The organism is Emticicia soli (assembly GCF_037860775.1).
Classification (GTDB): Bacteria; Bacteroidota; Bacteroidia; order Cytophagales; family Spirosomataceae; genus Emticicia; species Emticicia soli.
This window is the reverse complement of record NZ_JBBEWC010000008.1, coordinates 176,312-202,785: the sequence shown is the minus strand read 5'-3', so window position 1 is coordinate 202,785 and position 26,474 is coordinate 176,312. Positions and strand designations below refer to the sequence as shown.

Here is a 26,474-nt window from a genome sequence, read left to right as displayed (position 1 = left end):
CGTACGAGTTTTGTTGCTTATTTTTGAGGGCTTAAAATTACAGTTGTTTTTTAAATCGTACTTGAATGCTTCATCTCTATCTTAAATCGTTACACATCATCGGTTTCGTATCTTGGTTTGCAGGTTTATTTTATCTGGTAAGAATATTTGTTTACCACGCCGAAGCCGAAGATAAACCTGAGCATCTGCGTGAAGCCTTTAAAAAAGACTACGTGCTTATGCAAAAAAGAGCCTACAAGATTATCTGTAATCCGGCCATGATGATTACCTGGACATTCGGGATTCTGATGCTCATTAATTCTCCTTATTTTCTGCAACAAGGCTGGTTACACGTTAAGCTGGTTTTGTTGGTATTGCTAACGGGGTATCATATTTTTTGTAAAAAAACGATTGAACGCCTTGAGCGAGGAGAAAAATATATGGTATTTAACTCTTTTCAATACAGATTGTTAAACGAACTACCCACATTATTTCTGGTTTCTATTGTAATGCTGGCTGTGGTGAAGAATCTACTCAATTTTGCGTATTTGTTTCTGGGTATTATTGCATTTGGTGTACTGTTGTTTATGGCTGCAAAGGCATATAAAAACCATAGAGAGAAGAAATAAACCAGAAAACCCTCTCCCATATAAAATGAGAAAGGGTTTTAGGAAGGGAGGTGAATCCCTTAAGCTCTTTTGTGTGGTTTGTTACTTTATCGGGAAACTGATACCTACGTTGATGTTTACACCTGCATTCTGATAGCTCGTGCTTGGCTCTTTGGTAATATCACCAAAACCTCTTATGTAGCGCACGTCGGTGTTCAACCATGTTTCACGCTTGATTCTGAAATTAAATCCTGCGCCTATTTGCCCACCTACATCGGCAGTGTTAAATACTTGCTGACCGTTTGACAACTTGTTTCCTCCTTTATCGGTCGATGCCAATAAAATACCCAGATATGGCCCTGCAAAAAGTTTAGGACGGAAAGAATCGCCTCGTTGCCCGAAATAATAAACTGCTAATGCCGGAATCTGAATATAATGGATTCTCTCCAGATTGCCTCCATTCTGCACTTTTGTACCCATCTGCGAGTAATTAGCTTCAAAAGTTACCCCAAAATTACTGTTAATACTATGGTTTAAGAATAAACCTGCATTTAAGCCTGTCAGTACATCAAAAACCTCGGCTTTAGGTGCGTAAGATGTAAAATTAACCCCTAATTTCGGCCCCCACGAAGTTGTTGGTTGAGCGTATCCTACTAATGACATTGAAAGTAAAGCACCTAACAAAAACAATCTGTTTTTCATTTTCTTGTGTAAATTTAGTGGTAAAAATTTTGTACATTTTTATCAGCAAAAATATCATTCCAATCCAGCAATCAGGTTCATTTAAGCTATATGTGGTAACACATTTACATAATGTCGAGGAAAATATTCCCCAATATTTTTAAAGTTCAGGGTATTTATCTAAAAATCACCCAATTGTTAGCTATTAGTCCGTTCCGACAGGATTGAAGAGAGGTCTTAGCTTTGAAGCACATAATTAAGTATAAAAAATTCATATTGGTTTTGTAAATTTGAGCAAATTATTGGTGTAGACGAAGAAAATCTTCGTCATGTTTCAATCAGTATAAAAAATCGTTGTATGAACATCCAGACATTTAAAAGCTCACTTTCGGCAGCAAAAGTTCCACAAGATATACATCCTTTATTACAGGCGCTTTGGCATGATTACAACGGGGACTGGGAAGCATCGCACAATATTGCTCAAAGCAAAGAAGGCACCCGTGAGTATGACCGCCTGCATGCCTACTTGCACCGCAAAGAAGGCGACCAATGGAATGCCAACTATTGGTACCGCCGAGCAGGCGAAACTATGCCAAAGGTATCGCTCGACGAAGAATGGGAAGAATTAGCCAAAAGATTAACCAAAAATTAAGTGTACTTTTGCCACATAAATTAGAGGGACGGGATTATATATAAAACTATGAATTATTTATCGGCTGAAAATATAGGCAGAAATTTAGGCGAACGCTGGCTTTTTAAAAATCTTACGTTTGGCATTTTACAAGGTGAAAAAGTTGCCCTGATTGGCGCTAATGGCTCAGGAAAATCTTCTTTGCTCGATATGCTCACAGGCAAAATAGATGTTGACGGGGGCAGTATAAGCATCAGAAAAGACATCAGAACGGGGTATCTTGACCAGAATCCAGACTTACCGGCCGGGAAAACTGTTCTGGAAACCATCTTTGCCTCGGAGAATTCGCTTACGTTAGCAATTAAGGAATATGAAATTGCACTGAGCCTGCACGATGATAACAGGCTTGCCAATGCTATTGAAAGAGTAGACACCCTGAAAGCATGGGACTACGAGGTAAAAGTAAAACAGATTTTAGGCAAATTGGGTATTACTGATTTTGATAAACTGATAGGAAATCTATCAGGCGGGCAACAAAAACGGGTTGCTTTGGCCCGTGTATTGATTGAAGAGCCTGATTTTCTGATTCTCGATGAGCCTACCAACCACCTGGACTTAGATACAATTGAGTGGCTTGAAGGGTACTTATCATCGTCGAACATCACTTTGCTGCTTGTTACCCACGACCGTTATTTTCTGGATAAAGTGTGTAACCGTATTCTTGAAATTGCTGATAACCAGATTTATAAGTTTACGGGTAATTACAATTATTACCTCGAGAAAAAAGAAGCACAAGAGGCTGTAAATGCCGCTACACAAAAAAACTACCGCAACCTACTCAGAAAAGAGTTGGAATGGATGCGACGCCAACCCAAAGCGCGTGGTACAAAATCGCAAAGCCGTATCGATGCTTTTTATGATTTAAAAGACAAAACCATTAAGAAAGGCCCGGAAGAAAAACTGGAACTGAGTATGAAAATGGAGCGTATGGGTAGCAAAATCATTGAGATTCAGCACGTGAGTAAGTCTTTTGATACCCAGAAGATAATTTCGGAATTTACATATACTTTTAAAAGAGGAGATAGAATCGGGATTGTAGGTAAAAATGGTATGGGTAAAAGTACACTTCTGCAAATAATTACAGAGAAACTTAAACCCGATATGGGCAGGGTTGTAAAGGGCGATACCATTAAAATTGGGTATTACTCGCAAGAAGGGCTTGATTTTGATGAAGGGCAACGTGTGATTGATGTAGTACGTGAAATTGCAGAGTACGTAAAAATGGCCGATGGAAGCGAGCTTTCAATCTCCAATTTCCTGACCTTGTTTTTGTTCCCTCCAGCCATGCAATACAGCTTTGTGCATAAATTAAGCGGTGGAGAAAAACGACGTTTACAGTTATTAAAAATATTGGTTCAGAACCCCAACTTTCTGATTCTTGATGAGCCTACCAACGACCTCGATATTTCGACATTGAATGTGTTGGAAGATTTTCTGATAAGTTTCGGCGGGTGTTTGCTGGTGGTATCTCACGACCGCTATTTTATGGATAAAATCGTTGACCACCTTTTTGTATTTGAAGGCGAAGGTCAAATCAGAGATTTTCCGGGTAATTATACCGACTACCGTCAGTTTAAAGATGAGCTACCTGCACAAGTAAGTAGCCCTGAAACAAGTGAGGCAAATACCAATAAAACAGCTATTGCTCCGCAAGTAGGCAAACCGGAAACCAAGCGAAAACTAAGCTTTAAGGAACAAAAAGAGTACGAAAGCTTAGAAAAAGACCTAGAAAAACTAGAGATACGCAAAGGTGAACTGGTAGAGAAAATGAATTCGGGCGATGGCTCGCATGAAGAGTTAGCAAATTGGGCAAAAGAATTTGAGCAAATAAACGAGAATATTGCCGAAAAAGAAATGCGCTGGCTTGAATTATCAGAATTGGTGTGATAGACTCATCATTGGCAGGCAACCGCTGGTGTAGTTTATTAATAAAATATTAAAACTATTTTCAACCTTGATATAAAAACTATCCCTATGAATTTTTCTAAATGTATTGTTGTTCTTTTGTTGGGTGTTTCACTTAACACCTTTGCACAAATCCCTGTTCAATCATATAACCACGTAGGCTTGTCGGTTAAAGACCTTCAGGCAAGTGCCAAATTCTATCGTGAAATTGTTGGTTTAAAACCGCTTGACGTGCCAGATAATTTGTTGGCTATCAGACGTTGGTTCGTAATTGCTCCGGGTCAGGAATTACACTTATTACTTGGCAGAAAAGACCCTGTAAGCAATAACGATAAGAATGGTGGCCATTTTTCGTGGACAATTCCGGCTAAATCGGCTGATAGTATCGAGGCTTATTTAAAAGAAAAAGGCGTTCCTTATCATCGCCAACAAAGATTTGACGGGGCATTTCAGATTTACATTACAGACCCTGACGGCTATGTAATTGAACTGAACGAACCAAAAGTTCAATAATTATATAATTAGAAACTGTTTGAGTTAATCTTGTTAAGCTAAAAAAGGCTTTTTTTGCTCAATACTACGCTTTAAAAATCCCACAGCGGCGGACCGCTCATTTAGCTCTGCTAAACTCCGGTTTTTAAATCTTGTATCGAGTCAAAAAAACTCCTTTTTTATCATTAAAATTTAACTCAAACAGTTTCTTAGAAAAGCTAAAAATTACTTCAATGGAACAGGTAAACAATTGGTTTCAGTATTTGATGGATTCGGAAGAATTAATCCGAACGGGTGGCTTGGTAACTATTACCTTGATTATCTTCATTGAAAACGGCTTCTTTTTTGGTTTCTTCCTTCCCGGCGATTATTTATTGTTTCTTTCGGGTGTATTTTGTGGTACCAAAACCCTCGACGTTCCGCTTCCTTTGTTACTTACCTGTATTTTCCTGGCGGCTGTAATCGGGTCGTTTGTCGGGTATTTTTCGGGTTGGTATTTCGGCGACAGAATACAGGCCAGACCTGACTCTTTGTTTTTTAAGAAAAAGCATATCGATAGCACAAAGAAATATTTCGCTAAATATGGTAGCCAAACCTTAATAATCGCTCGTTTTCTTCCGGTTGTGCGCACATTCTCTCCTATTCTGGCCGGAATCGTGAAGATGCCAGCCTATAAGTTTTCTATTTTTAATATCATAGGTGGAGGTATCTGGACACTCTCTTTGGTAGGTGGCGGTTTCTATTTCGGCGAAAAATTCCCCGGAATAATCAATTATGTAGAATACATTATCATCTTCTTCCTGGCAGTTACAACCTTTACGGTAGTAAAAGGCTATCTGAACGCCAGAAAAGAACTGAATGAAAGCAAAGACGCATAAATGAATGGTGAATTGCGAATGGCGAATTAGTGAATAGTTTATGTTCTTGATGTTAGAAATTCAAGCAATTAATTATTCACCAATTCGCCATTCGCTCATTCACTATTTAGGTTCTCTCAAAGTTCACTCTCGGCACATTTATATCTTTCAGATTTTTCTTTATCTCTACGCATCGGCGGCGGGCCACTTTTATTTCATAACCATTTGTCAGGTATATTCTCACATCTTTTTGATGTGCACAATACTGCCCTATATATTGCAAGTTTACCATATACGACTTGCTGACTCTCAGAAAATCTCTTAGCCGTTCGTCGGCCTCATGATGCTTCAATGTACTTGAAGAAACGAGTTTTTTTCCGTCTTTCAGGTAAAATTCGGTATAGTTTATATCTGCCTTCAGATATAATATATCTTGCGAGTAAAGGTTATAATTTTTTAACATGAGTAAGGGTATTTTTAGGAATTTATTCAAGCTAAAACTTAAGTAAATGTAGATAACAGGCAGTTTGCAACACACGAGGAATAACCCATAATGAAGGCCGTGTTATTCCCGTATTTTTACCAAATTTCAACAAGAACATGAAGAATTGAAATACCCATTAAACAGTATTTTAAGGAAGGGCCTACTACTCAGCTAGTAGGCAAGACACTACAAATAGGGATATTTGTAAGTTTTTTTTAGAAAAATCAATGAGCAAGCGGCTACGTTTTTTCAGAATTTAGGGTCTATAAATTCCCAATCTCTTATGTGTGAGGGTTGGTGTTCTTTTTTCAGAATGGCTTCAAACTGTTTTACAAGTTCGGGGTGTTGGCTGGCAATATCGGTAGTTTCTTTTTGGTCGGTCTGTAAATTATATATTTCCCAGCGAGCTTCTTTATCTTTTTTCATATTACTCTTTACTCCTTTCCAGTTGCCTATACGTACGGCAACCTGCCCGCCCTTCTCAGGGAATTCAAAATACAAATAAGGGTGTTGTTTTTGTTGCTGTGGCTTGCCGAGCAAAGTAGGTAAAAACGAGATACCATCATTGGAAGGGGCTTTTGTTCCTGTTAGTTCTGCCAGGGTTTCCATCAGGTCATATTGGATACTAATTAAATCAGACGTTTGCCCTGCTTTAATTTTCTTCGGCCAACGGGCAATGAACGGTTCTCTAATACCCCCTTCGTACAAATCTTGTTTTCGGCCTCTTAGTCCGGCCACGCTGTCAAAGAAGTTTGTATCGGCGCCACCGGTATCAAATGTAGCACCATTATCGCTGCTAAACATGATAAGCGTATTTTCGTCAAGATTCAATTCTTTGAGCAAAGCCATTATTCTACCTACCTGCTTATCCATGTAGCTAATCATAGCCGCATAAGTTGAGCGTGGATATAAAGTTGAAGCATAGCCTTTTTCGCCTCTGTATGGCTGCTCTTCAAACTGACCGATGTATTCTTTTACGGCTTCGTCAGGCGCTTGCAGAGAGAGGTGTGGCCCGGTATAAGGCAGATACAAGAAGAAGGGCTCATTTTTATGCGCACGAATATAGGCCAGCGTTTTCTCGGCCATTTTTGTCAGCGAATAATCCTTGCCTTTAAATTTTTCAAAAGCCTGTGGGTTGTTTTCATCTTTAGGCAAAGCCTCGTGCACTTTTATGTAGGCATTACGAAGGGTATCCCACTTACCATTTTCCCAGAGGTGAGTCGGGTAAAAATTATGGGCTTGCTTCTGGTCGAGGTAACCGTAAAAATAATCGAAGCCATGCTTGTTTGGGTCTCCGGTGGTGTTACTCATACCCAAGCCCCATTTTCCGATGGCAGCGGTAGCATATCCGGCTTTTTTCATTAAATCAGCAATGGTAAATACACCTTCGGGCAAGGGCATCTGGCCGCCTTCTTTGTGGTCTTCAAAACCGCCCAGTTCGTAGTTGCCTCTTATATAAGAATGCCCGCTGTGCTTGCCTGTCATGAGCATGGCTCGGGCAGGTGCACACACGGGCGCTCCGGTATAATGCTGCGTAAAACGTATTCCTTCGCTGGCTATCTGGTCAAGGTTAGGAGTTCTGATTTTCTTTTGTCCGTAACAGCCTAATTCGCCATAGCCGAGGTCGTCGGCATAGATATAGATAACATTGGGCTTTTTAGACTTTTGCGCATACAAAGCCCCTACTGAACACATAAATAAGAGTAAAAGGGTGGTGTATCTCATTAGTTAGCTGTGTTATCTATATCTATCCAATACTCAATTTTATCTTATTTCTTCGTAGTCGCTTTAATAGCGTCTACTTCGCTTTGTTTGTAGATTGAGCCATCAGGGCGGAAAATATCGTGGAACCATAGTGCAGGCTCTCCACCTTGTGGCATTGGCTCATCCCAAGCATAAATAGTATTAGATTTACCTTTTACTAAGCCCCAGTTAATAGCACCAACTTTGTATTTGGCAAATATCGGCAGGCAAGTTTCAAAAGTGCTTTTGTGTTTACGTGCCATGTATTCGGTACAAATAAGCGGACGTTTGAACCGTGTTTGTAAATCTTTAATCTGTGCTTCCAGATTCTCAGCATCTTTGTAGTTATGGAAAGTGATGATGTCTGAATTGGCAAACATAAACTCGTTGCTCATTGGGTGGTCTGTCCACCAACCTGCTGTAATCGGTTGAGACGGTTTAGCAGCCCTTGCCCACTCAAACGATTTTTTCAACAATGGCATTACGGCATCATTATAACCCGAGTTACTTGGCTCGTTGAATAAATCCCATACGGCTACACGTTTATCGTTAGCAAAAGTGCTGATGATACCTTTTGTATAGGCTTCAAGGCTACCCCAGGTTCTTGAATCAAACAACATTTTTGTACCCGGGCATCTTAACCAACCAGAATTGTGTTTACCCACAATCGGCTCCATTTGTTTGCCCGATTTTGGGTTGTCATTCCAGCAAGAATCAAACAACACAAACATGATTTTTATGTGGTGCTTATCGGCAATTTCCAGAAACTGGTTAATGCGCTTGATAAAACCCTCTTTGTCATCGTCGTAAGGAATGTTGTGTAAGAAAACCCTCATCATGTTCATTCCGAGGTCTTCGGCCCAGCCTAATTCTTTGTCAATTGTAGCGGGGTCGAAAGTATCGGCCTGCCACATTTCCAGTTCGTTAATAGCTGTGCTCGGAATAAAATTTGCTCCTACAAACAATGGCTGTTTAGCATACCAGGCATTGGCTTTTTCTACTGTCCATCTTTGTTGAGCGTTAGTGGCAAAAACAGTAATCAGTAATACTAGCGACAAAAGGCTTTTTTTCATGAGAATACGAATACTTATCTATTTTAAGGTTGAATTAAATTACAATTTAAGGGCTTTCATTTGTTTCAAGGCGTAGTCAACGGCACGGGCGGTAAGCGCCATGTAAGTGAGCGAAGGGTTTTGTGTTGAGGTTGAGGTCATACAAGCGCCATCGGTTACAAACACATTTTTACAATTATGCATCTGGTTCCACTTATTCAGCATTGAGGTTTTAGGGTCTTTACCCATGCGCACCCCTCCCATTTCGTGGTTCTCGCTACCCGGATTCCGTTTGGTATCATGCACCTGAATATTAATAAAGCCTGCTTTGGTGTACATTTCGTTAAACTGTTCGCCAAAATCTTTCAGCATTTTATCATCGTTATCGTCATATTTCACCGAAACGTGTAATTGCGGAATACCGTACTTATCTTTCAGATTGGTATCGAGCCACACCTGGCTTTCGTATTTTGGTATGGTTTCGCCCATCATGTGCGAGTTCACCTGCCACAAGCCTAGCTCTGGTTTCATCAGGTGCTCTTTCAGGTCTTCGCCTATGCCTTTGTTATATGAGGCATAGCCTCTTGAAGTACTGAAACCAGCCGAATAGCCACGTAAGAAATCAGTTTCTTGCTTATATACATTGCGGAAACGTGGCACATAACTGCTATTGGGGCGTTTGCCTTCTGTTGTAGAATCAAGCAAACCATCATATTCGGCCGTTATACGGCCTCTGAATGTATGGAAAGCCATAAATCTGCCCAACATAAGGTTATCGTTGCCCAAACCATTCGGAAAACGATTTGATATTGAGTTTAATAATATCAGATTTGTGTTAACCGTTGAAGCATTCATGAAAATGATTTTTGCATAATACTCAATCATTTCGTTGGTTTGTGCATCTATGATGCGCACGCCTGCGGCTTTTTGTTTTTTCTCGTCATAAATAACCGAATGTACTACCGAATGCGGGCGAAGGGTAAGGTTACCTGTGCGCTTAGCCCAAGGAATTGTTGAGGACACGCTACTAAAATAACCACCATAAGGGCAGCCACGCTCACAAATAACCCGGTTCTGGCATTGTGCACGGCCTTGTTTGAAATGAATCTCTTTGGGGTCGGTCAGATGGGCTGCACGACCAATAAGTACGTGGCGGTCTTTGTAATGTGTAGCCATCTGTTGCTTGAAATGTTTCTCAACGCAACTCATTTCGTGCGGTTTCAGAAACTCGCCATCGGGTAATGTATCAACACCGTCACGGTTGCCTGTAATGCCCGCAAATTTTTCTACATAGCTATACCAAGGTGCAATATCGGCGTATCTGATAGGCCAGTCGACAGCATAGCCATCACGGGCAGGGCCATCAAAATCAAAGTCGCTCCAGCGTTGGGTCTGGCGAGCCCATAACAACGAACGCCCCCCTACCTGATAGGCTCGCATCCAGTCGAATGGTTGCTCTTGTATATATTCTTGTTCGGAATCTTTTACCAGAAAGTGCAAGGTACTTTCGCCAAAAATGTAGTGTCGGCTAGGGATTTTGTATTCTTGCTTAATAATATCGGGTACTTGCCCCAGATGCTCAAATTCCCAGGGGTTCTTGAGGGTTGTAGGGTAATCTGTAACGTGTTCAATATTGCGGCCACGCTCTAAAACAAGGGTTTTTAAGCCTTTTTCGGTGAGTTCTTTGGCAGCCCAGCCGCCACTCATGCCCGAGCCTACTACTATTGCATCAAAAGTACGGTCCTTTACACTGTCGATATTCAAATTTGACATCAGGGAACTTCGGTTAGGTTGGTTAAATAAGTCGTAAGAATATAATACGAATTTCTTACGTAAATATTCTAAAAATCTACCAAATCATCAATATTTAATCTTGAAAATATTCTATTTTAATCTTTTCAATACCTGATTCCCAATTGATGTACCCTGTGTTTGCCCATGCTCAATAGCATCCATGAAGTGGATACCACCATAAAAACGAGAAATGGCAGCTTCGTCAGAGGCTGCATTGAACGATGCAAATGAGCGTGCCGGTAAGCCAAAACGCACCTCTACCGAATCGGTATAGGCAAGATTATCTCCCAGAAAATGCGTAAGAATTACCGCAGAAGTAGAAGAAATAGTAGAGTGCCCGCTCAGATACTCAGGGAATGGCGGTGTTTGTAACATTGGCCGCCATTGTGGGTCTATTTGTTTTCTGATAGCCGTTTCGGGGCGCACACGGTTACTACGGTATTTTTCGCCCCAGCAACCAATAAAACCATCCATAAGGCCGATGGCTACTGCTGTGTGTATCTGCAAGGTTTTGGCAAGGCTCAGGTTTTTCTGTTTGCATACAATGCCGGCAATGCCCATCCAGTGCGCACCCGGCGAAATCTTTTTCATGCCTACCATCAAGTGCCCGTTATCTTGGAGTGCAAAGGGGTTACAGTCCCAGAAAGCAGCTATTTGGCGGTGCTCTTCCGATAGTTTTTCATTATATAAATCGAGCATTAATTGATAAAAAGCTGATTTTTTATCGGTTGAAAAAGGAACAGGCTTTGGTGGCATAAACTGATTGGCCGAGTCGAGCGTAAATGAGCGTACGGTATGAAAATAAGGCTCAACAGGCGGAAAATATGCCGGAGGTGTCGGAAACCAGTCACTGTCTTTACCACCCGGTGTATAACGAGGGTAATTACTGATTTTGTTGTACTCGTCAGCTTTGGCATAGACCAGTATCTGCTTGCTGATGTCTTGCGCATAGGTCAGAGAGTTTTCGATTACTTCTTTCGAAAAACCAAGTGTTTGGCAAGAATCTATCCATTTTTTCTGATAGTCGGCCAATAATTTGCCCGATGGTTGCATTTTTTGTGCGGTTTCCATCATGGCTAGAATAGCAGCTACATCCGGCGAGAATGTTCCGGCAACCTTTGGTTCTTTAATGTCGGGATACTCGTTGAGTTTCCCTTTCATTGAAGGAATTGAATCGTTAGCCTGAGAAGCCACCTCATACCCTGCCAAACAAGCATAAGCAAAAAAACGAGAAGCCAGCGGAGGGTTTGATACATCATGAATCATGATGTCGGTCATGCGGGTAATAACGTTGTTTACTTCTTTACTATTCAGCTTGGGTAACTGCTCGGCTTTGTTTGTACAACCAACTGTTATATAAACGCAGGTTAATAATATTATCGCAAATCTCATCGGGTTCAATGTGCTTTAATAATTTAGGGAATGAATGGTTAAATGTTATTTTTTGCCGTGCAAAAAGGTGATTCAACAAATTAAGAAGAATAAAATCTCTAAAATGTGCACGTAGAGACAGGGCAATACCCTGTCTCTACAAACAAAATCAGGCACTCTTAAGATTTTTATTCTCCCAACTCTTAAAAATCATATATATGCGATCAAAATCTTTATCTATTTCTTAAAACTATACGCTTTCAATGCTTGTTGGTTAACGCCGAAAAGTATTAAATTATTGACAGATATAATACTTCTTACATCACCTTTCAGGTTTAAGCCTGACTGCTGCTGGCTTACTGCCTTAAACTGGCCTGTGCCGTCGCCTTTTAAAACTAAACCCAAATTAGCATCATATTTACCAAATCTCAAACGCCCTCGGTTAATGTTGCCACCTATCACCAAGTCTTTTTTACCATCGCCATCAATATCAGTTGCGGCCATAGCAAAAACTGGTGAGAATTGTGTTTCTAAAGGCAAGCCCTTTTCTTGAAACTTGCCCTGTGAGTCACATATAAACAGCGTTGTTTTGAGCGTATTAACGGTTAATTTCTGCACATTGGCCAGCTCTTCACTGGTAAAGATTTCGGTCATGGTAGCATCGGCGTAGCTTTTATAATCAGGGAAACGGGTACGCATATTGCTTAGTTGGTCGAGCAGTTCGTCGCGTGTTACGTACGGATAGCTTTTACCCTGAATATAAAAACACACAATAGGGTCAACAGAGCCATTGTCGTCAAAGTCTTTGTAAAACAACTCGGCAGGTTCTTTTTCGCTGGCTTTTAGCTGCGAGTTTAGCCCCAGATTACCTACCAATAAATCTACTTTGCCATCGTTATTGAAATCTTCGAGCAATAGTTTATTCCAAAGCCCTGTGTATTGTTTATTAAAGTATGTAGTAGTTACATTGCTTAGTTTGCCAGCATTCAGCGCAAATACCTGTATCGGCTGCCAGTCTCCTACTACTATCAGTTCAGCTTTTTTATCGTTGTTGAGGTCGTACCACGCCGCGTCGGTTACCATTCCCAGGGTTTTGAGTTCTGCGCCAATGCTGGCGGTCTGGTCAACAAATTTAGGCGTACCGCCGTTGCTCTGGTTAATAAGAATATAGCTTTGTGGATTTTCAGGATAACGGCCCGGAATCACCCTGCCACCAATAAATAAATCCGGTTTACCGTCTTGGTTAATATCGGTTACTCTTACACAACTTTTACTAACCAACATTTGTGGCAAAGCGTTAGCTGCCTTTGTAAAATTACCCTTGCCATCGTTTATATAGAGGCGGTCTTGCAGAAGCGGGTCTTCAGGCATAAGCGAACCATAGCCGCCGCTTGCTACATATAAATCGGGGAAAGTATCACCATTAGCATCAAAGAAAATGGCATCAGCATCTTCGCTTTGCTTGTCAGTATCGAACGCCGGCTGGGTTTTTATAGTAAATGTTCCGCTAGCCGATTGTATATATATAACGCCTGCCTGCCCGCTGCCGCCACCTATAAAAACATCTTCCAGTCCATCGCCGTTTATGTCAGCTTTTGCCATACCCGGGCTACTGAACGATAGCGGATTTACTAGCAGCGTCTGGCGTTTGAAATCATTGATAACATTGCTTGCCGCAACAACCTTAATACCTGTATTGGTTTCTTTAAGCAAAGGCTCAACCGATGGCACAGGCAACGAGCCTGCTTTTGCATCTTTCTCGTCAAGGGTCAACAATTTATCGGCTGCTACTTTGGTTAATAATTGGTGTTTACCACTTAACCAAACGATGCGAACAGAGTCAAGCTCTGTGTGGCTGCCTAAGCCAAAATGCAACACAGGCGAAACGCTTGACTGATAGCCACGGGTTGGCATTTGTTCAAGGTATTGTACTTGCCCGTTTTTATAGAGATATACCTTCGCTCCCAACCCATACTTATTCTGTCCGGCGCCATTAAGTTTTAGTTTCAAGTAATGGTTTTTTAGTTGTTTTTCGGCATCGTTCTGGTAAATAAAAGCCGGTACATTTATATTGTTTACTACAAGGTCAAGGTCTCCGTCGTTGTCGAGGTCGGCATAAGCTGCTCCATTACTGTTGGCATTGTGGTTTAAGCCCCAGTTGGTTACTACGTTTTTAAATTGCAGGTTCTGCCCATTTTTATACATGTAGTTCACCAGGTTCGACGATGGCATTTTCATCACCATGTCGAGCACATTCTGGCGTTGTATGTTTGCTTGGTTATTCTGTACATAATCGCTCATGTATTTCAGAAAATCCATGTTTGTGTAGTCACGCAGGTAGCCATTTGTTATATAGAGGTCTTTCCATCCATCGTTGTCATAATCGGCAAATAGTGCGCTCCAGCTCCAATCGGTATTTGAAATGCCCGATAACTGGCCTATTTCGGAAAACTTCGGATATTTCACCGCACCATTCGTATTCAATAAGCCCTGATTTAACTGCAACATATTACGCATATACTGATGCCCGAAACCCACTCTCACATTGAAATCAAATTTCTCATAATTATCAGGGGCCATCAATAGTTTTTGTCTGCGGTTATCTTCCGGCAACATATCGAGCGTTAAGATGTCGGTCAGGGCATCATTATTTATATCGGCGGCATCGCTACCCATCGAAAAGTGCGAGAAATGACCAACACTTTCGCTAATCTGGTTTACGAACCCGCCTTTTTTATTGTTGATATATAGAAAATCAGGAATGGTGTAATCGTTTGATACATACATATCCTGCCAGCCATCATTGTTATAATCGGCAATGGCTATGCCCAAACCATACGATAAAGCAGTGCTCATTAAGCCTGCCTGTTTGGTAATATCTTTGAAGATTGGCTCTCCGTTTGCGCCTTTATCTTGTCTGAAAAAACGCATACCGTTGTCAGGGTCTTCTTTTTTTAATATCTCAGCAGTTGTGGCTTCATCTAAAACAGGCAAAGATTTAGGGTTATGGTTCAGCAGAAACATATCTAAATCGCCGTCTTTGTCATAATCAAAAAATGCAGCTTGTGTACTTGTTGCGGGGCTATCTAGCCCGTACTCATGGGCTTTATCAATAAATTTCGGCACGCCGGCGGCGTTGTTGCCCTGATTGATAAATAACTGATTGGTACGTTTTTCGGGTCTCAGGTTGCCCGAGTAGCACACATAAATATCCAGTAAACCATCACCATTTACATCGGCCATAGTTGTACCTGTTTTCCAGGGGCCTTCACGGCCTGCAGTACCCGATGCGGCTGTAATATCTTCAAAAACCATTGCGCCTTTGTTCAGATAAAGGCGGTTGGTTTGCATATTGCTCGTAAAATAAATATCGTCTAAACCATCGTTGTTAAGGTCTCCTACTGCTACACCGCCGCCATTATAGAAATATTCATACATCAAAACGTTGGTATTGAGCCCTTCGTTAATGATGTTCTGAAAACTGACATTAGTTTTTTCGGGTGCAAGAAGTGTAAAAAGCTGAGGCTCGTTTGAAGTGTCGGCAGTTGGGTTGTCGGCAGTATTCTTATCGCTCTGGCAAGCTGTTAGAAATAATAGGCTTAGTAAAACTAGGTTCAGGGATTTCATCGGGTAGTTTGGAGCTTCGGTAATAAAAATTTTGGGTAGTTGGATACCTGAATGGCACCCAACTACCCAATTTATTTCGGATAAAATTAATATCCAGGGTTTTGTACTAAGTTCTTGTTACGGTTCATTTCATCGCGGTGAATCGGTAAGAAATACATCTTATCTAACCACAAACGATTTTCTTTACCTGGGTCTTGGTCAGTTACTTTATACTCATAGTTATAATTGTTTTTATCGTACTTGTATAATGTAACAGTTTTACCAGGTTTTAATGTACCTAACACTGTGATGATATTTGCTTTTCTACCCAAAGTAGTTGGAGCAATCATCCAACGACGTGCATCGAAGTAACGTTGCTCTTCAAATGCCATCTCGATACGACGCTCGTTACGGTAACGTTGACGTAGCGCATCGCCTGACTCAGTGATTGCAGGCATACCAGCACGGAAACGGATTTTGTTCAACCATGTACGTGCCTCAGCGTCTTCGCCCAATTCGATACAAGCCTCGGCATAGTTGAAGATAGCCTCAGTGTAACGGAATACAGGCCAAGGAATTTGTTGCCATGTATTTTGGTCAACGATAGATGCACTTGGGTCAATAAATTTACGCATATAATAACCAGTATAGCTACCGTTCCAGTCTTCAACTGTAGATTTACGAGTATCTAAGCCAAAGTAAGCTGTTTTTGTACCTGAGCCATCGCCTAATTCGTATTGACCTGTCTGAATCTGGTTTGCAGGGTCTTTTGATGCAACATCGGCCGTACGTGGTTTCCAAGGAGCTCCATCATATAAGATTGAAGCATAGAAACGAGGGTCACGATTTACATAAGGGTCGCCAGCGTGTGTTGGGTTTTGCCAGCTAAATTTAGTACCGTCCATCATTTCGTAGTCATCTACAAAGTGTTGGATTGGTGCATTACCAGCCCAGTTATGGTAACCATTAGGGCCATTGAACAAACCTTGACGGCCACCGTCTTCTTGTTTTGCATTAATGAAATAACGACCAAAAATCAAGTCTCTTTCACCACCGCTTCTTGCAAGAGATAGGTTCATGTAGTTAGTAGTACCTTCTTCTTTGCTTACAGGTGCCGAAAGGTTAGTTGCATATCCATAGCCAGACAAATCTAATACAGCTTTAGCTGCTGCTTTAGCTTTTGTCCAACGTTCTGCACGGCTTCCACTTGTAATAGCAAGTATTTCAGGTTTGCTGAATGCTGCCATTACAGTCGATTTTGCTTTTGCAGTGTTTGCATCATACAAGTCGCTGGCTGCGTAGGTCAAGATACGAGCTTTAAGGGCCAAGGCTGCTGCTTTTGACGCACGGCCCGGAACCATAGTAAAGCCATCAAGTAAAGTAGCTGCTTGTTCTGCATCTTTAACAATGAAATTGATACACTCTTCCATTGTGTTACGAGGTGCAAGGTAATCAGCTTCACCTAGTGCATAAGGGCGGTCAACTAAAGGTACACCACCATATACACGTACTAATTGATGGTACAAGTATGCACGCATAAACAGGGCTTCGCCTTTCATACGCTCAACTATTTTGTTTGTATTAGTAAACTTAGGAGCCTCAAGGTTGGCAAGTGCAATATTACAAGCTCTGATACGGATGTACATCTGGCCCCAGCTAAAACTACGGTTGTTACCGGTAGTGTTAGTACCTTGACCCCAACCCACATCAGCAGGATTTGAACGTGCCTCGGTGATAGTAGTAATACCACGACCCGGGTGCGTAAAAGATGTTTCATCGGTTAATGATGCTTGCATTTCTTCACTGAAACCTCCCATGTGTAAACTAGCATAAAGCTCTGTTACGAAGGCCTCAGCAAGTGCTGCATCAGTCCATACCGCCGATTCAGAAACCTGGTCAAGCGGACTGGTGTTCACGAAATCATCATTACAACTGGTTACAGCAAAACCTGCTATAACAGCCGCTACTAATATTTTCTTAAATTTATTCATTGCTGTTCAAGTTAATTTTTTTAGAATGTTGCTGTTAGACCTACGTTAATGATTTTTGACTGAGGATAGTACTGACCAGTTGAGTTATCTGTCTCAGGGTCATATACTTTAAGTTTATCCCAAGTCAACATGTTTAGTCCATTCACATAAACTCTAAAGTTGTTTAAACCAATTTTTGAACCCAGGTTGCTAGGAATAGTGTATCCTATCTCGAAGTTTTTCAAACGGATATAGTCTGTGCTTCTTAACCAATATGTGTTACCATTTGAGTAGTACTGGTCGCTACGGTTAGCGATACGTGGGTGTACACTGCTTGGGTTGTCGATTGTCCAACGGTTTTCATAAATATCTAACAAGTAGTTACCAATGTTACCCGACTCACCTGCACTTACGTATTGTTTTGCACCTGCTGCACCTTGGAATAAGATAGAAAGGTCGAAGTTTTTGTACGATGCAGAGATATTAGCACCACCTTGGAACAACGGTAATTGCGTGTTATCGTTACGAACTTGATCATCAGGAGTGATTTTACCATCACCATTGAAATCTTTGTATTTCATATCTCCAGGGCGCAATTGGTTTACAATAGCTTTGTAATCAATTGGGTTTGCATCAATTTCGGCTTGGTCTTTGAATACACCATCATATTGGTAAACCAAATAGGTATTCATAGGGCGGCCAGTAGTACGTTGCCATTCAGGAGCACCCGGAGCTTCGTCCCAGAACTCTACTTTGTTTTTAGCATAACCACCATTGATACCTACGCTATATTTGAATTCACCAACTTGGCTACGGTAACCTAGGCTGAAATCCCAACCTTTGTTTGATACTTCACCGATGTTTTCAGCAGGAAGTGTTAAACCAGTTGATTGAGGAACCGATGCATTTCTGAACCACAAGATGTTTGTACGTCTGTTTGAGAATAAATCGAACTCAAACGATAATTTACCATTAAACAACTGACCTTCTAAACCAATATTTGAGTTATTGGCAACCTCCCAGGTAATGTTATTGTTAGGAATACGTGTTTCAAACAAAGTTTTGGTTTCTATATTGTTGATAATATAGCTACGGAAACCATAAGTAGACAAGTATTGGTAAGTAGCAGGCGTTGTTGTATTAGGTAAATACACTTGGTCGTTACCCATCTGCCCCCACGAACCACGTAGTTTTAAGTAATTAACAACTGGTAGAGCGTTTTTGATAAAACCTTCTTCAGACATTACCCAACCCAACATAACACCAGGGAAGAAACCATAACGTGTTTGTTTAGGGAAGATGTCAGAACCATCATAACGCCATAAGAACTCAGCAAGATATTTTTCTTTGTAATTATAAGCTACACGACCAAAGTAGTTAAGACGTGCAGATTCATAAGCACCACCACCGTTGTTTTTCTCAAGGTCACCACCGGCAAACATCTGGTCGATAGCTGTTGAGATAAAGTAACGACGGAAAGCATTGAAGTTTGTACCTTGGATTGTCTCACGGTTTGTACCAGCTAGTACAGTAAGACCGTGGCTACCGAATGTACGCTCATAAGTACCAACAGCACCCAATAAGATATTCAATTGCGTTTCGTTACCAAGATTCAAGCGAGGCTCGGCAGGTCCACGTTTACTTGGGCTAAGGATTGGCGTTGTACCATCAGCTTCAAAACCAACACCTCTTTCATAAAGCGTCCATGGTGTCTCCCAACGTCTTGTCGAACGGATACGTTTGTCAATTGCTGCAGTACCTGTAAATTTAAGACCTTCGATACCAGGGATTTTGATGTCGATTTGTCCGTTACTTTGGAAATAATCTTGTTTATCGTGCTCGTAACCTGTCTGGTTTGTTGTAATTACAACCGGGTTTTCACCGTTTTCGATATCAGGACCAGGTAAACCGTTTGGCCAGAAAGCTTGTTGGTGTGGTTTACCACGCATTTGCATACGGAAGATAGCACTTGCTGGTTTTGTAGGATAACGACGGAACTCTTCGCGAGCTACTAAACCTACCTGAACATTGATGTATTTATTGATTTTAGCATCAAGGTTAACTCTGATATCGTATTGCTCATAAGCAGTAGCCGATTGTTTGTAGAACGCATCTTGTTTCTGATAACCCAATGAAGTAAGGTATCTGATGTTTTCTGTACCACCGTTCAATTGTACATTATGACGTGACTGTGGCGACCAATCTTTCAAAGTAGCAGCGTACCAGTCAGTGTTAGGATACAACCAAGGGTCTGAACCATCAGCATATTTCTGGATTTCAGACGGTTGGAAAGGAGCTTTTCTAGTTTCACCGTTTGGTCTTGTAAAAGAACCATTTGTTTTGTAAGCCTGATTGGCAGCAGCCCACTCACTTACTGGCAATTGGTAAATGTCAAGGTCGTTAAGCATACTAACATATTGTGCAGCATTGGCTAATGCAGGTACAACTGTTGGTCTTGCAAAACCTTGGTTGAACGAGTAAGATAATTCTGGTTTACCAGTTTTACCTCTTTTGGTAGTAATCAAGATAACACCGTTGGCCGCACGAGAACCGTAGATAGCTGCAGAGGCATCTTTCAATACTGAGATAGTTTCAATATCAGCCGGGTTCAAACGAGATAAACCACCAGCACGGTTAGGGATACCATCGATTACGATTAGGGCTTCACTATTATTAAGGGTATTTGCACCACGAATACGAATTGCTGAGTTATCATTACCTGGCTCTCCACTTCTGTTGACGGCAACAACACCAGGAAGACGACCTGCTAAAGAGTTGGTTAAGTTTACGGCTGGTGATTTTACTAATTCAGCCCCTTTCACACTTACAACCGAACCTGTTACGGTTTCTTTTTTCTGAACACCATAACCCACAACCACAACTTCACCTAAAGTTTTAACATCAGACTGCATAGCTACATCAATAGTAGTGCGGTTGCCTACAATCACCTCCTGAGGCTCAAAACCAACAATACTAAAAACAAGCACAGCCTTGTTATCAGGCACAACAAGGGTATAGTTACCGTCAACGTCGGTAGTTGTTCCTTTCGTAGTACCTTTTATCACAACGCTTACACCCGGCAAACCTTCGTTCTTATCGCCTTCAGTAACACGGCCTTTTACTGTTTGCTCAATGATGCTTCCGTCTTGCAGTCGAAGTTCATCGATATGCGACATCTTTTTCATTTGAGACTTTTTGCGCAGTAAAATGCGGTCACCTATTACCTCATAAGAGATTTGAAGTGGTGTAAACAAATCATCAAGTACCTCTGATAAACGATTGCTTATCATGATAGATACTTTCTGATTCAATCGTATAGTGTTTGAACTATACACAAACTTCACATCAGCCTGTTTTTCTATTTGGCTCAGAATCTTCTTCACTTCTAAAGCCTCTATCTTTAAAGAAACATTAGTGTTCAGTACTTCCTGACCATTCACGTCATAGGCATAAGAAAGTCCGCTAAAGAGAGCGACCATCAGGAGTTGAGTAAACGTAATTTTCATTGCTATGAGCAAAAAATTTTTTCTACGTACGTCTTTTTTCATACATTTAGGTTGTTTTTATACTTGAGATAGGTAAAAACTCTACTCTCTACACCGAATTGCCGTTCGGTTGAGAGTCTTTCAAGGCCGATGATGTGTTACTACATTGTCGGCTTTTTTGTTTCATGTTTTCATTTTGGTTAATTAATTACTTTTAGATTTTTTTGGTGATTGTTTTACTTGTATGTTAAGATTGAATAGATAGACGTTTTTAAGTTCTTTATTTGCACCCCTCGCCACTCACAAAATAACTGGTGCCTCTTTGCTCGTATCTTGCGTTAACTGTTCTACAAATTAATTCAAGTTGCGTGTTTAGTGGCAGGTCGTTCAGGTCGGCAGTTAGTTCGCAATGGTTCAGGTCCTGGTTCTCAAGAATTATCTCGATACCGTATACATTTTTCAATTTCTGCAATACCTGAGACAAAGGCGTATCTTCAAAAATAAAGTCAATTTTAGTAGGCGAAACCGTTAAAACAACGGGATTTTCGACAATACCAGGCATAATTTTTTTTGAACTTTTATCAAAAACCACCTTTTGATTTGGGGTTAGTATTACCCCGTTTTTCTTTGCCGGCGATTTTTCTGACACTTCATAAACCGATACTCTGCCGGAGGTAACCGACACCTCAATGGCCTTAGAGTTATCATAAGATTTCACGTTGAAACTTGTGCCCAATACCTCGGTTACCAACTCGCCCGTGTGTACTATAAATGGTGCATTTGGGTTTCTTTTCACTTTAAAAAAGGCTTCACCTTTTAAATACACATTCCGTGTTTTTTGGCCAAAGTGCTTTGGGTAACTTATACTACTGTTTTTCTTTAAAGTTACCACTGTGCCATCTTCGAGTTTTATTTCACTATCGGTGGCCGAAGTATTTTTAACTTCAATATCGCTTGCTTGTGTAACTGCTGTGGCCTCGGCTATGGCTTTAGCATCGTTATTTTTCATTATCAGAAAAATATTGGCTAAACCAATAACAAGCATGGCTGCAATGCCCCATTTCAGAATTTTAAGCCCTCTGTTCCTTGTTCCTTCTTCGTCTTCTTCGTATGTGTATGTACCACCTATTGTGTTATTGTATATTCTGTTCCATAGTCGGTTTTTAATGGCTTCTTTTTCGTCAGAATTCAAGAGAATCTGGCTGTTTTTCAGCATATTCTCCTGCCAATCCCAAATCAGTTGTTCTTCTTCAGAATCACATTCGCCTGCCAAGTATTTTTCTAAAAGTTTGTCGAATTCGTGCTGGTTCATAGACCTGGGCTCCGTAGATAACGGATTCTTTAATTTTAAAAACAAAAATTAATTATCGCTATGATATGCCTTTAGCTGCTCTTTCAAAACCTTAAGGGTTTTGGTCAGATGGTATTCTACTGCCTTTTCTGATAGGTTCATTCTGTGGGCAATGTCTCGTACCGACTGGTTTTCAAAACGACTTAGTTTGAATATTTCACAACTTTTTTCGGGCAACTTCTTCATAGCTTCTTCTACTGCTTTTGATAAGTCAGTAAAATGAACGATTTCGTCTGTTGAATATGATTGTTGTATCTGATTGAAAATCAGGTACTCCTGAAACTTTCTCTGTGTAATTTGCGACTTAATGTAGTTGGTGGACAGGTGTTTGATTGACACCACCAGGTAAGAGCTCAAATGTCTTATAACACTACTCTGGCGACGGTTCCAAAGGCTCTCAAACAAATCGTGTACTAACTCCTCGGCCTCTTCCTTTGTACCTATTTCATGATAAGCAACGCCAAACAATTTGTACCAATACCTATTATATATTTCTTCAAAAGCCGTTTCATTATCGCTCTTTAAGAAATCAACCAATTCTTCATCACTAAGTTTTTGGTACTTCATTACGGGTAGGTCAGTTTTCAAACGTATGAATTCTTAATAGTTATAGTCAATTAACTCGGCAAAATCCCTAAATCATTTCAAATATTCTTTAAAAAATACAAACAAAAACGGTTTAGCAGATTTCTCCATTCCTAAATTTCTGATAGAAAAAAATCATGAAATTAAGGCTTATACAAATGTCTATTTGCTAGAAATCAAATAGTTAACTTTTCTTAGGCCTCTTCTCAATAGAATTTAACATTTTTTAAGAAATTTGAAATTTCTTTGTATAATCCTATTCAATCGAGGTTAGGTTAAAATAATCTTCTGACTATTGTGGATTTTTCAAAAAGACTACTTCTGTGCTTATGATGACTTTTTGGGAAAGCCAAAGAGCAGGACCGCAGTATGCAAAAACATACAATTGTTTTGCCCAAATTGCTACTATGGTTTTATAAAAAATTACTAGATGAGGTTCGTAAGGTGCTCAAATATCTATGTAAATTTGGGGAATATTCTTAGAAGATTGAAATTAATTATTAATTTTTTTTAAAATATACACCCTGAGGGCATTTGAGCGTGAACTAATTCGGCGAAATCTCTTTTATAATATTTTTAATAAATACTTTAATCATACTTATTATTTAGATGGATCTTCCTCTACCAACAGACACAACTCCTCAGAAACAATTAAGCAAGGCCCGTTTTGCTACTCAAGCACTTTTTCTGGTTTGTGGGCTTGGTTTGGCCACATGGGTGCCAATGGTTCCGTTGGCTAAAATCAGACTCAACCTCAACGAAGCCGAACTCGGTTTGATACTCTTGTGCCTTGGCGCAGGTGCCATGACCATTATGCCCTTTACGGGCTCACTCATTAACAGGTTTGGCAGCAGGCTTATCATGCTTCTGTCGGCATTAATGATTGCGGCCGTATTGCCCTTGTTATTATTTGCCAGCACCAGCCTTGCGCTGGCGGTATCGTTATACTTGTTTGGCGTAGCTATTGGCGCTATTGATGTATCAATGAATGCGCAGGCTGTGGTAATACAAGAGCGCACGGGTAAGTACATCATGTCGTCGTTTCATGGTTTGTTTAGCGTTGGGGGGCTTATTGGCTCATTAGGTTTGGGTTTTCTGTTGGGTTTGGGCTTATCTTCTACCCTTGCAATAGTTGTTATATCAGGCTTGTTGGTGTTTATTGCTGTGAGCCAATATAGCAGCTTACTGCCTCGCTCAGAAGAAAAAACGGTTGAGGCCGCCACGCTCACTATTCCGAAGGGCAGAGTACTTGTGCTAGGTTTAATGTGCTTTGTTGCGTTTCTGGCCGAGGGAGCAATTCTCGACTGGAGCGCAGTATTTCTGCAATTTTATCGCAATTTTAATGAGAGTATATCGGGTGTAGGCTTTGCTGCTTTTTCGGTAGCGATGGCAATTATGCGTATGTCGGGCGATAAACTTATTCATCACTTCAATCCTAAAAAAGTAGTGCTTTATGGTGGTATTATAGCTGCTATTGGTATCATAATAGCTATTAGTATTCCGATTGGTGCAATTACGGTGTTTGGCTTTGTGCTGGTAGGTATTGGCTGTGCCAATATTGTTCCTGTGTTTTTTAGTGCCGCCGGAGATTTACCTGATACATCGCCTAGTGTAGCTATTGCGGGTGTAACAACGCTCGGTTATATTGGGCAATTGGCAGGCCCTGCAGCACTTGGCTTTATTGCAGAGCTTACCTCATTACCCTTAGCTTTAGGAGGTGTAAGTGTATTGCTGGTAATTGTTGCTTTTACTTTTAAGGATAAATGATTTTTTAGTCTTTGATTATTGTCTGAACTTTGATTTACCTGAAAAAAAATGAATTGTTGTCTGTTCAAAATCATAACAATCAGTTTAATCAGGTAAATCACAGCTCAAGACAAGTTTTCAATTCATTGCTATCGTAAAGATATTCTTACCTTCTTTCTGAAGGTTTTTGCTACTTAGTATAATACGGCGCACAGGGCGGTTATCCCATTTGGTTTTAAAGCTTTTGTACTCCATGCCTTCGGTTGAGGGCAGGTCGGTTGAAACTGTCCAGTTTTTATCATTATACAATACCATTACCTTTTGGTTCTTTGGAGTGGTCAATACGATTTTGCCCGGTGTAGCTGTATCTATATCACAGACAGTCATAAAGACCTGCTCCAAAGAGGTCGGTGTTTGGTTTAAAGTATAATCGTCGGCAATTTCAATTCGGTTTTTATTTTTGTTGAGTTTTACTGTTCTATTCCAGGTCTGAATACCCGCTTCTTTGTCGTAAGCAGGGGCAATATTCATGCTTAGAGAAGCTTCTTTTTTGTTGATGGTGCTTTGCACGTTTGCACCTTCAAAATGGCGGCCAGCCAATTGGCCTTTACCGTTTACGATAGGCAGATTGTGGTATTGCGATTGTGTAAACCAAAGTTCGTAACGTCTTGACGAAAAAGTGCGGGCTGTATAATTGCCTCTGCCGGCATCAATAATCACAGGCTCACCGTTGGCATATAAAAGAAAATCGCCAACATCGTTATGGTTGTGGCTTTCGGCATTGTGGCCTGCGTGCGTAGCCAGATAAAAGCCATTTGAAGCACGGGTTGTAAGCACTTGTGTATCGTTAAACCATGCATCGGTGCTTGGCACATAATTATGTTTTATCTGTGGCATTTGTTTCACAGTCAGAAGATTAGCAAGGCGGCGCATACGATGGAAACTGCCATTTGATGAGGCCGTGGTAGGGAATCTCTCAAAAGCCCACAAACCGAATTGCGTAAGGGCATCATCATTCAATGCTTTTCCGAAGCGGTATAGCATTAAACCATCAGGACGAAGTTTTGGGTCGGCATCGGCAAAGTTTACAAAGTAATCGTCGGCAATGTGGGTTTTATAAATATAAGCTGCCATGTTTTTTACTATGGGTTGCTCATAAATATCAATTTTCCCGTTTGAAGCACTAGAGAGCGTTTCGAGGGCGTCGAACACACAAGCACCTGCGGCAAACCAATAGCTTGGGCCTTCGTCGCAACCGCCATCATCGCCAAGGCTATTCAGGTAAGCATCCATTAATGTAGAATAGGTATAAGCATTGCTTGCTCTTTTGCTCTCGTCAGTCTCCAGAAATAAATCAGCTATCAACAAGTTCGAAACTATCCACGGATTCCAGTTATTTACCTGTGTTGTCTTACTCAAATAACCATAGCGGTTTACTTCTTTGATTGGTTCAAAAATCTTGCGGTTGGTTTCGAAATAAATTCTTTTACGCACAAGTGGCGATATCTTATCTAATTTTTCGCCTACAAAATAGTCGGTTAAGCCTAGTACCGATGCAGTTTCGGCAGCAAACAAATCAACTGTTGGGTCTTCGGCATCGGGTAGGCCGCTTTTTGCTTTTTGTACGCCCAGGTGAGCCGGAACTCCCCAATATGTTTCTTCACAAATAGCCCATACATAATTCATAATATCTTCGGTAAAGCGTCCTTTACCTTCCATCGATTCAGCCAATACCAAGTCCATCAGGTTTATACGGCGTGCATAAGATATTTTAGAATGCCGTTCCCTGTCTCCAGAGCGCACGTAGTCCATCAGAATTGTTGCCGATAACTGAGGCATTTCTTTTTTTGCAGTTTCTTCGCCCGTTTTTATGATACTTTGAATAATACTATCAGGTAGAGCGATTCTCCACTCATCGGGTGTTTTTGGGTATGGTTTCCATTGGCTTTTAGGAATAATAGCCGACTTAAAGCTGTCTGCTGAAAACTTAGTAGCAAATATGTTACGTGGTGTTACTTGCGCCTGACAAAGCACGCTTACACTTATTAATAAAACTGTGAGGAGTCTTTTCATA

General features: G+C 40.8%; 18 protein-coding genes. 6 read left to right on the top strand and 12 right to left on the bottom strand.

Annotation, left to right across the window (positions count from 1 at the left end; translation table 11 throughout):
* The first annotated feature begins 65 nt into the window (after positions 1-65).
* Positions 66-608: a protoporphyrinogen oxidase HemJ gene (gene hemJ / locus WAE64_RS14585; protein WP_340237653.1), complete on the top strand. Its 543-nt coding sequence runs from the start codon at positions 66-68 to the stop codon at positions 606-608.
* A gap of 81 nt (positions 609-689) precedes the next feature.
* On the opposite strand, the gene WAE64_RS14580 is transcribed toward hemJ, so the two are convergent.
* The gene (locus tag WAE64_RS14580) at positions 690-1,289 is read right to left on the bottom strand and encodes a porin family protein (protein WP_340237651.1); all 600 of its coding nucleotides are present in this window, start codon (positions 1,287-1,289) and stop codon (positions 690-692) included.
* 337 nt (positions 1,290-1,626) lie between these two features.
* On the opposite strand from WAE64_RS14580, the gene WAE64_RS14575 reads away from it, so the two are divergent.
* The 4 genes from WAE64_RS14575 to WAE64_RS14560 all read left to right on the top strand — a co-directional run bounded on the left by WAE64_RS14575 (position 1,627) and on the right by WAE64_RS14560 (position 5,234).
* A complete protein-coding gene (locus WAE64_RS14575) occupies positions 1,627-1,920 on the top strand; it encodes a hypothetical protein (protein ID WP_340237649.1) in 294 nt (97 codons plus the stop codon).
* A gap of 48 nt (positions 1,921-1,968) precedes the next feature.
* Entirely contained in the window at positions 1,969-3,846 is a 1,878-nt protein-coding gene (locus WAE64_RS14570) for an ABC-F family ATP-binding cassette domain-containing protein (RefSeq protein WP_340237646.1), read from the top strand.
* A gap of 87 nt (positions 3,847-3,933) precedes the next feature.
* On the top strand, positions 3,934-4,377 hold the full coding sequence (locus WAE64_RS14565; RefSeq protein ID WP_340237644.1) for a VOC family protein: 444 nt from the start codon (positions 3,934-3,936) through the stop codon (positions 4,375-4,377).
* A gap of 212 nt (positions 4,378-4,589) precedes the next feature.
* Positions 4,590-5,234: a DedA family protein gene (locus tag WAE64_RS14560; RefSeq protein WP_340237642.1), complete on the top strand. Its 645-nt coding sequence runs from the start codon at positions 4,590-4,592 to the stop codon at positions 5,232-5,234.
* Positions 5,235-5,340: 106 nt separating this feature from the next.
* Here the strand turns inward: WAE64_RS14560 and WAE64_RS14555 are convergent, their stop codons facing one another.
* From WAE64_RS14555 to WAE64_RS14510, 10 genes are all read right to left on the bottom strand, one after another.
* A complete protein-coding gene (locus WAE64_RS14555) occupies positions 5,341-5,676 on the bottom strand; it encodes a LytTR family transcriptional regulator DNA-binding domain-containing protein (RefSeq protein WP_340237640.1) in 336 nt (111 codons plus the stop codon).
* A gap of 270 nt (positions 5,677-5,946) precedes the next feature.
* Complete coding sequence (locus WAE64_RS14550; RefSeq protein ID WP_340237638.1) at positions 5,947-7,422, bottom strand: arylsulfatase; 1,476 nt, start codon at positions 7,420-7,422, stop codon at positions 5,947-5,949.
* A gap of 44 nt (positions 7,423-7,466) precedes the next feature.
* Entirely contained in the window at positions 7,467-8,513 is a 1,047-nt protein-coding gene (locus tag WAE64_RS14545; protein ID WP_340237637.1) for a glycoside hydrolase family 2 TIM barrel-domain containing protein, read from the bottom strand.
* 39 nt (positions 8,514-8,552) lie between these two features.
* Entirely contained in the window at positions 8,553-10,265 is a 1,713-nt protein-coding gene (locus tag WAE64_RS14540) for a GMC oxidoreductase (protein ID WP_340237635.1), read from the bottom strand.
* A gap of 111 nt (positions 10,266-10,376) precedes the next feature.
* On the bottom strand, positions 10,377-11,678 hold the full coding sequence (locus WAE64_RS14535; RefSeq protein ID WP_340237634.1) for a vanadium-dependent haloperoxidase: 1,302 nt from the start codon (positions 11,676-11,678) through the stop codon (positions 10,377-10,379).
* 216 nt (positions 11,679-11,894) lie between these two features.
* Entirely contained in the window at positions 11,895-15,284 is a 3,390-nt protein-coding gene (locus tag WAE64_RS14530; RefSeq protein ID WP_340237633.1) for a VCBS repeat-containing protein, read from the bottom strand.
* Between the two features lie 86 nt (positions 15,285-15,370).
* Entirely contained in the window at positions 15,371-17,254 is a 1,884-nt protein-coding gene (locus WAE64_RS14525) for a RagB/SusD family nutrient uptake outer membrane protein (RefSeq protein WP_340237631.1), read from the bottom strand.
* 20 nt (positions 17,255-17,274) lie between these two features.
* Positions 17,275-20,409, bottom strand: a complete 3,135-nt coding sequence (locus tag WAE64_RS14520; protein ID WP_340237913.1) for a SusC/RagA family TonB-linked outer membrane protein — start codon at positions 20,407-20,409, stop codon at positions 17,275-17,277.
* Positions 20,410-20,998: 589 nt separating this feature from the next.
* The gene (locus WAE64_RS14515; RefSeq protein WP_340237626.1) at positions 20,999-22,030 is read right to left on the bottom strand and encodes a FecR family protein; all 1,032 of its coding nucleotides are present in this window, start codon (positions 22,028-22,030) and stop codon (positions 20,999-21,001) included.
* 48 nt (positions 22,031-22,078) lie between these two features.
* A complete protein-coding gene (locus tag WAE64_RS14510; RefSeq protein ID WP_340237625.1) occupies positions 22,079-22,636 on the bottom strand; it encodes an RNA polymerase sigma factor in 558 nt (185 codons plus the stop codon).
* A gap of 627 nt (positions 22,637-23,263) precedes the next feature.
* Between WAE64_RS14510 and WAE64_RS14505 the strand changes: the two genes are divergently transcribed.
* On the top strand, positions 23,264-24,421 hold the full coding sequence (locus WAE64_RS14505) for an MFS transporter (protein ID WP_340237623.1): 1,158 nt from the start codon (positions 23,264-23,266) through the stop codon (positions 24,419-24,421).
* 117 nt (positions 24,422-24,538) lie between these two features.
* Here the strand turns inward: WAE64_RS14505 and WAE64_RS14500 are convergent, their stop codons facing one another.
* Complete coding sequence (locus tag WAE64_RS14500; protein ID WP_340237621.1) at positions 24,539-26,473, bottom strand: heparinase II/III domain-containing protein; 1,935 nt, start codon at positions 26,471-26,473, stop codon at positions 24,539-24,541.
* Position 26,474 lies beyond the last annotated feature (1 nt).

What these genes read in the sequence shown, in the direction of transcription:
- WAE64_RS14535 (WP_340237634.1), bottom strand. Translation starts at nt 11,678, where the DNA reads ATGAGATTTGCGATAATATTATTAACCTGCGTTTATATAACAGTTGGT.
- WAE64_RS14540 (WP_340237635.1), bottom strand. Translation starts at nt 10,265, where the DNA reads ATGTCAAATTTGAATATCGACAGTGTAAAGGACCGTACTTTTGATGCA.
- WAE64_RS14520 (WP_340237913.1), bottom strand. Translation starts at nt 20,409, where the DNA reads ATGTCGCATATCGATGAACTTCGACTGCAAGACGGAAGCATCATTGAG.
- WAE64_RS14515 (WP_340237626.1), bottom strand. Translation starts at nt 22,030, where the DNA reads ATGAACCAGCACGAATTCGACAAACTTTTAGAAAAATACTTGGCAGGC.
- WAE64_RS14570 (WP_340237646.1), top strand. Translation starts at nt 1,969, where the DNA reads ATGAATTATTTATCGGCTGAAAATATAGGCAGAAATTTAGGCGAACGC.
- WAE64_RS14565 (WP_340237644.1), top strand. Translation starts at nt 3,934, where the DNA reads ATGAATTTTTCTAAATGTATTGTTGTTCTTTTGTTGGGTGTTTCACTT.
- hemJ (WP_340237653.1), top strand. Translation starts at nt 66, where the DNA reads ATGCTTCATCTCTATCTTAAATCGTTACACATCATCGGTTTCGTATCT.
- WAE64_RS14560 (WP_340237642.1), top strand. Translation starts at nt 4,590, where the DNA reads ATGGAACAGGTAAACAATTGGTTTCAGTATTTGATGGATTCGGAAGAA.
- WAE64_RS14575 (WP_340237649.1), top strand. Translation starts at nt 1,627, where the DNA reads ATGAACATCCAGACATTTAAAAGCTCACTTTCGGCAGCAAAAGTTCCA.
- WAE64_RS14545 (WP_340237637.1), bottom strand. Translation starts at nt 8,513, where the DNA reads ATGAAAAAAAGCCTTTTGTCGCTAGTATTACTGATTACTGTTTTTGCC.
- WAE64_RS14550 (WP_340237638.1), bottom strand. Translation starts at nt 7,422, where the DNA reads ATGAGATACACCACCCTTTTACTCTTATTTATGTGTTCAGTAGGGGCT.
- WAE64_RS14500 (WP_340237621.1), bottom strand. Translation starts at nt 26,473, where the DNA reads ATGAAAAGACTCCTCACAGTTTTATTAATAAGTGTAAGCGTGCTTTGT.
- WAE64_RS14530 (WP_340237633.1), bottom strand. Translation starts at nt 15,284, where the DNA reads ATGAAATCCCTGAACCTAGTTTTACTAAGCCTATTATTTCTAACAGCT.
- WAE64_RS14555 (WP_340237640.1), bottom strand. Translation starts at nt 5,676, where the DNA reads ATGTTAAAAAATTATAACCTTTACTCGCAAGATATATTATATCTGAAG.
- WAE64_RS14580 (WP_340237651.1), bottom strand. Translation starts at nt 1,289, where the DNA reads ATGAAAAACAGATTGTTTTTGTTAGGTGCTTTACTTTCAATGTCATTA.
- WAE64_RS14525 (WP_340237631.1), bottom strand. Translation starts at nt 17,254, where the DNA reads ATGAATAAATTTAAGAAAATATTAGTAGCGGCTGTTATAGCAGGTTTT.
- WAE64_RS14510 (WP_340237625.1), bottom strand. Translation starts at nt 22,636, where the DNA reads ATGAAGTACCAAAAACTTAGTGATGAAGAATTGGTTGATTTCTTAAAG.
- WAE64_RS14505 (WP_340237623.1), top strand. Translation starts at nt 23,264, where the DNA reads ATGGATCTTCCTCTACCAACAGACACAACTCCTCAGAAACAATTAAGC.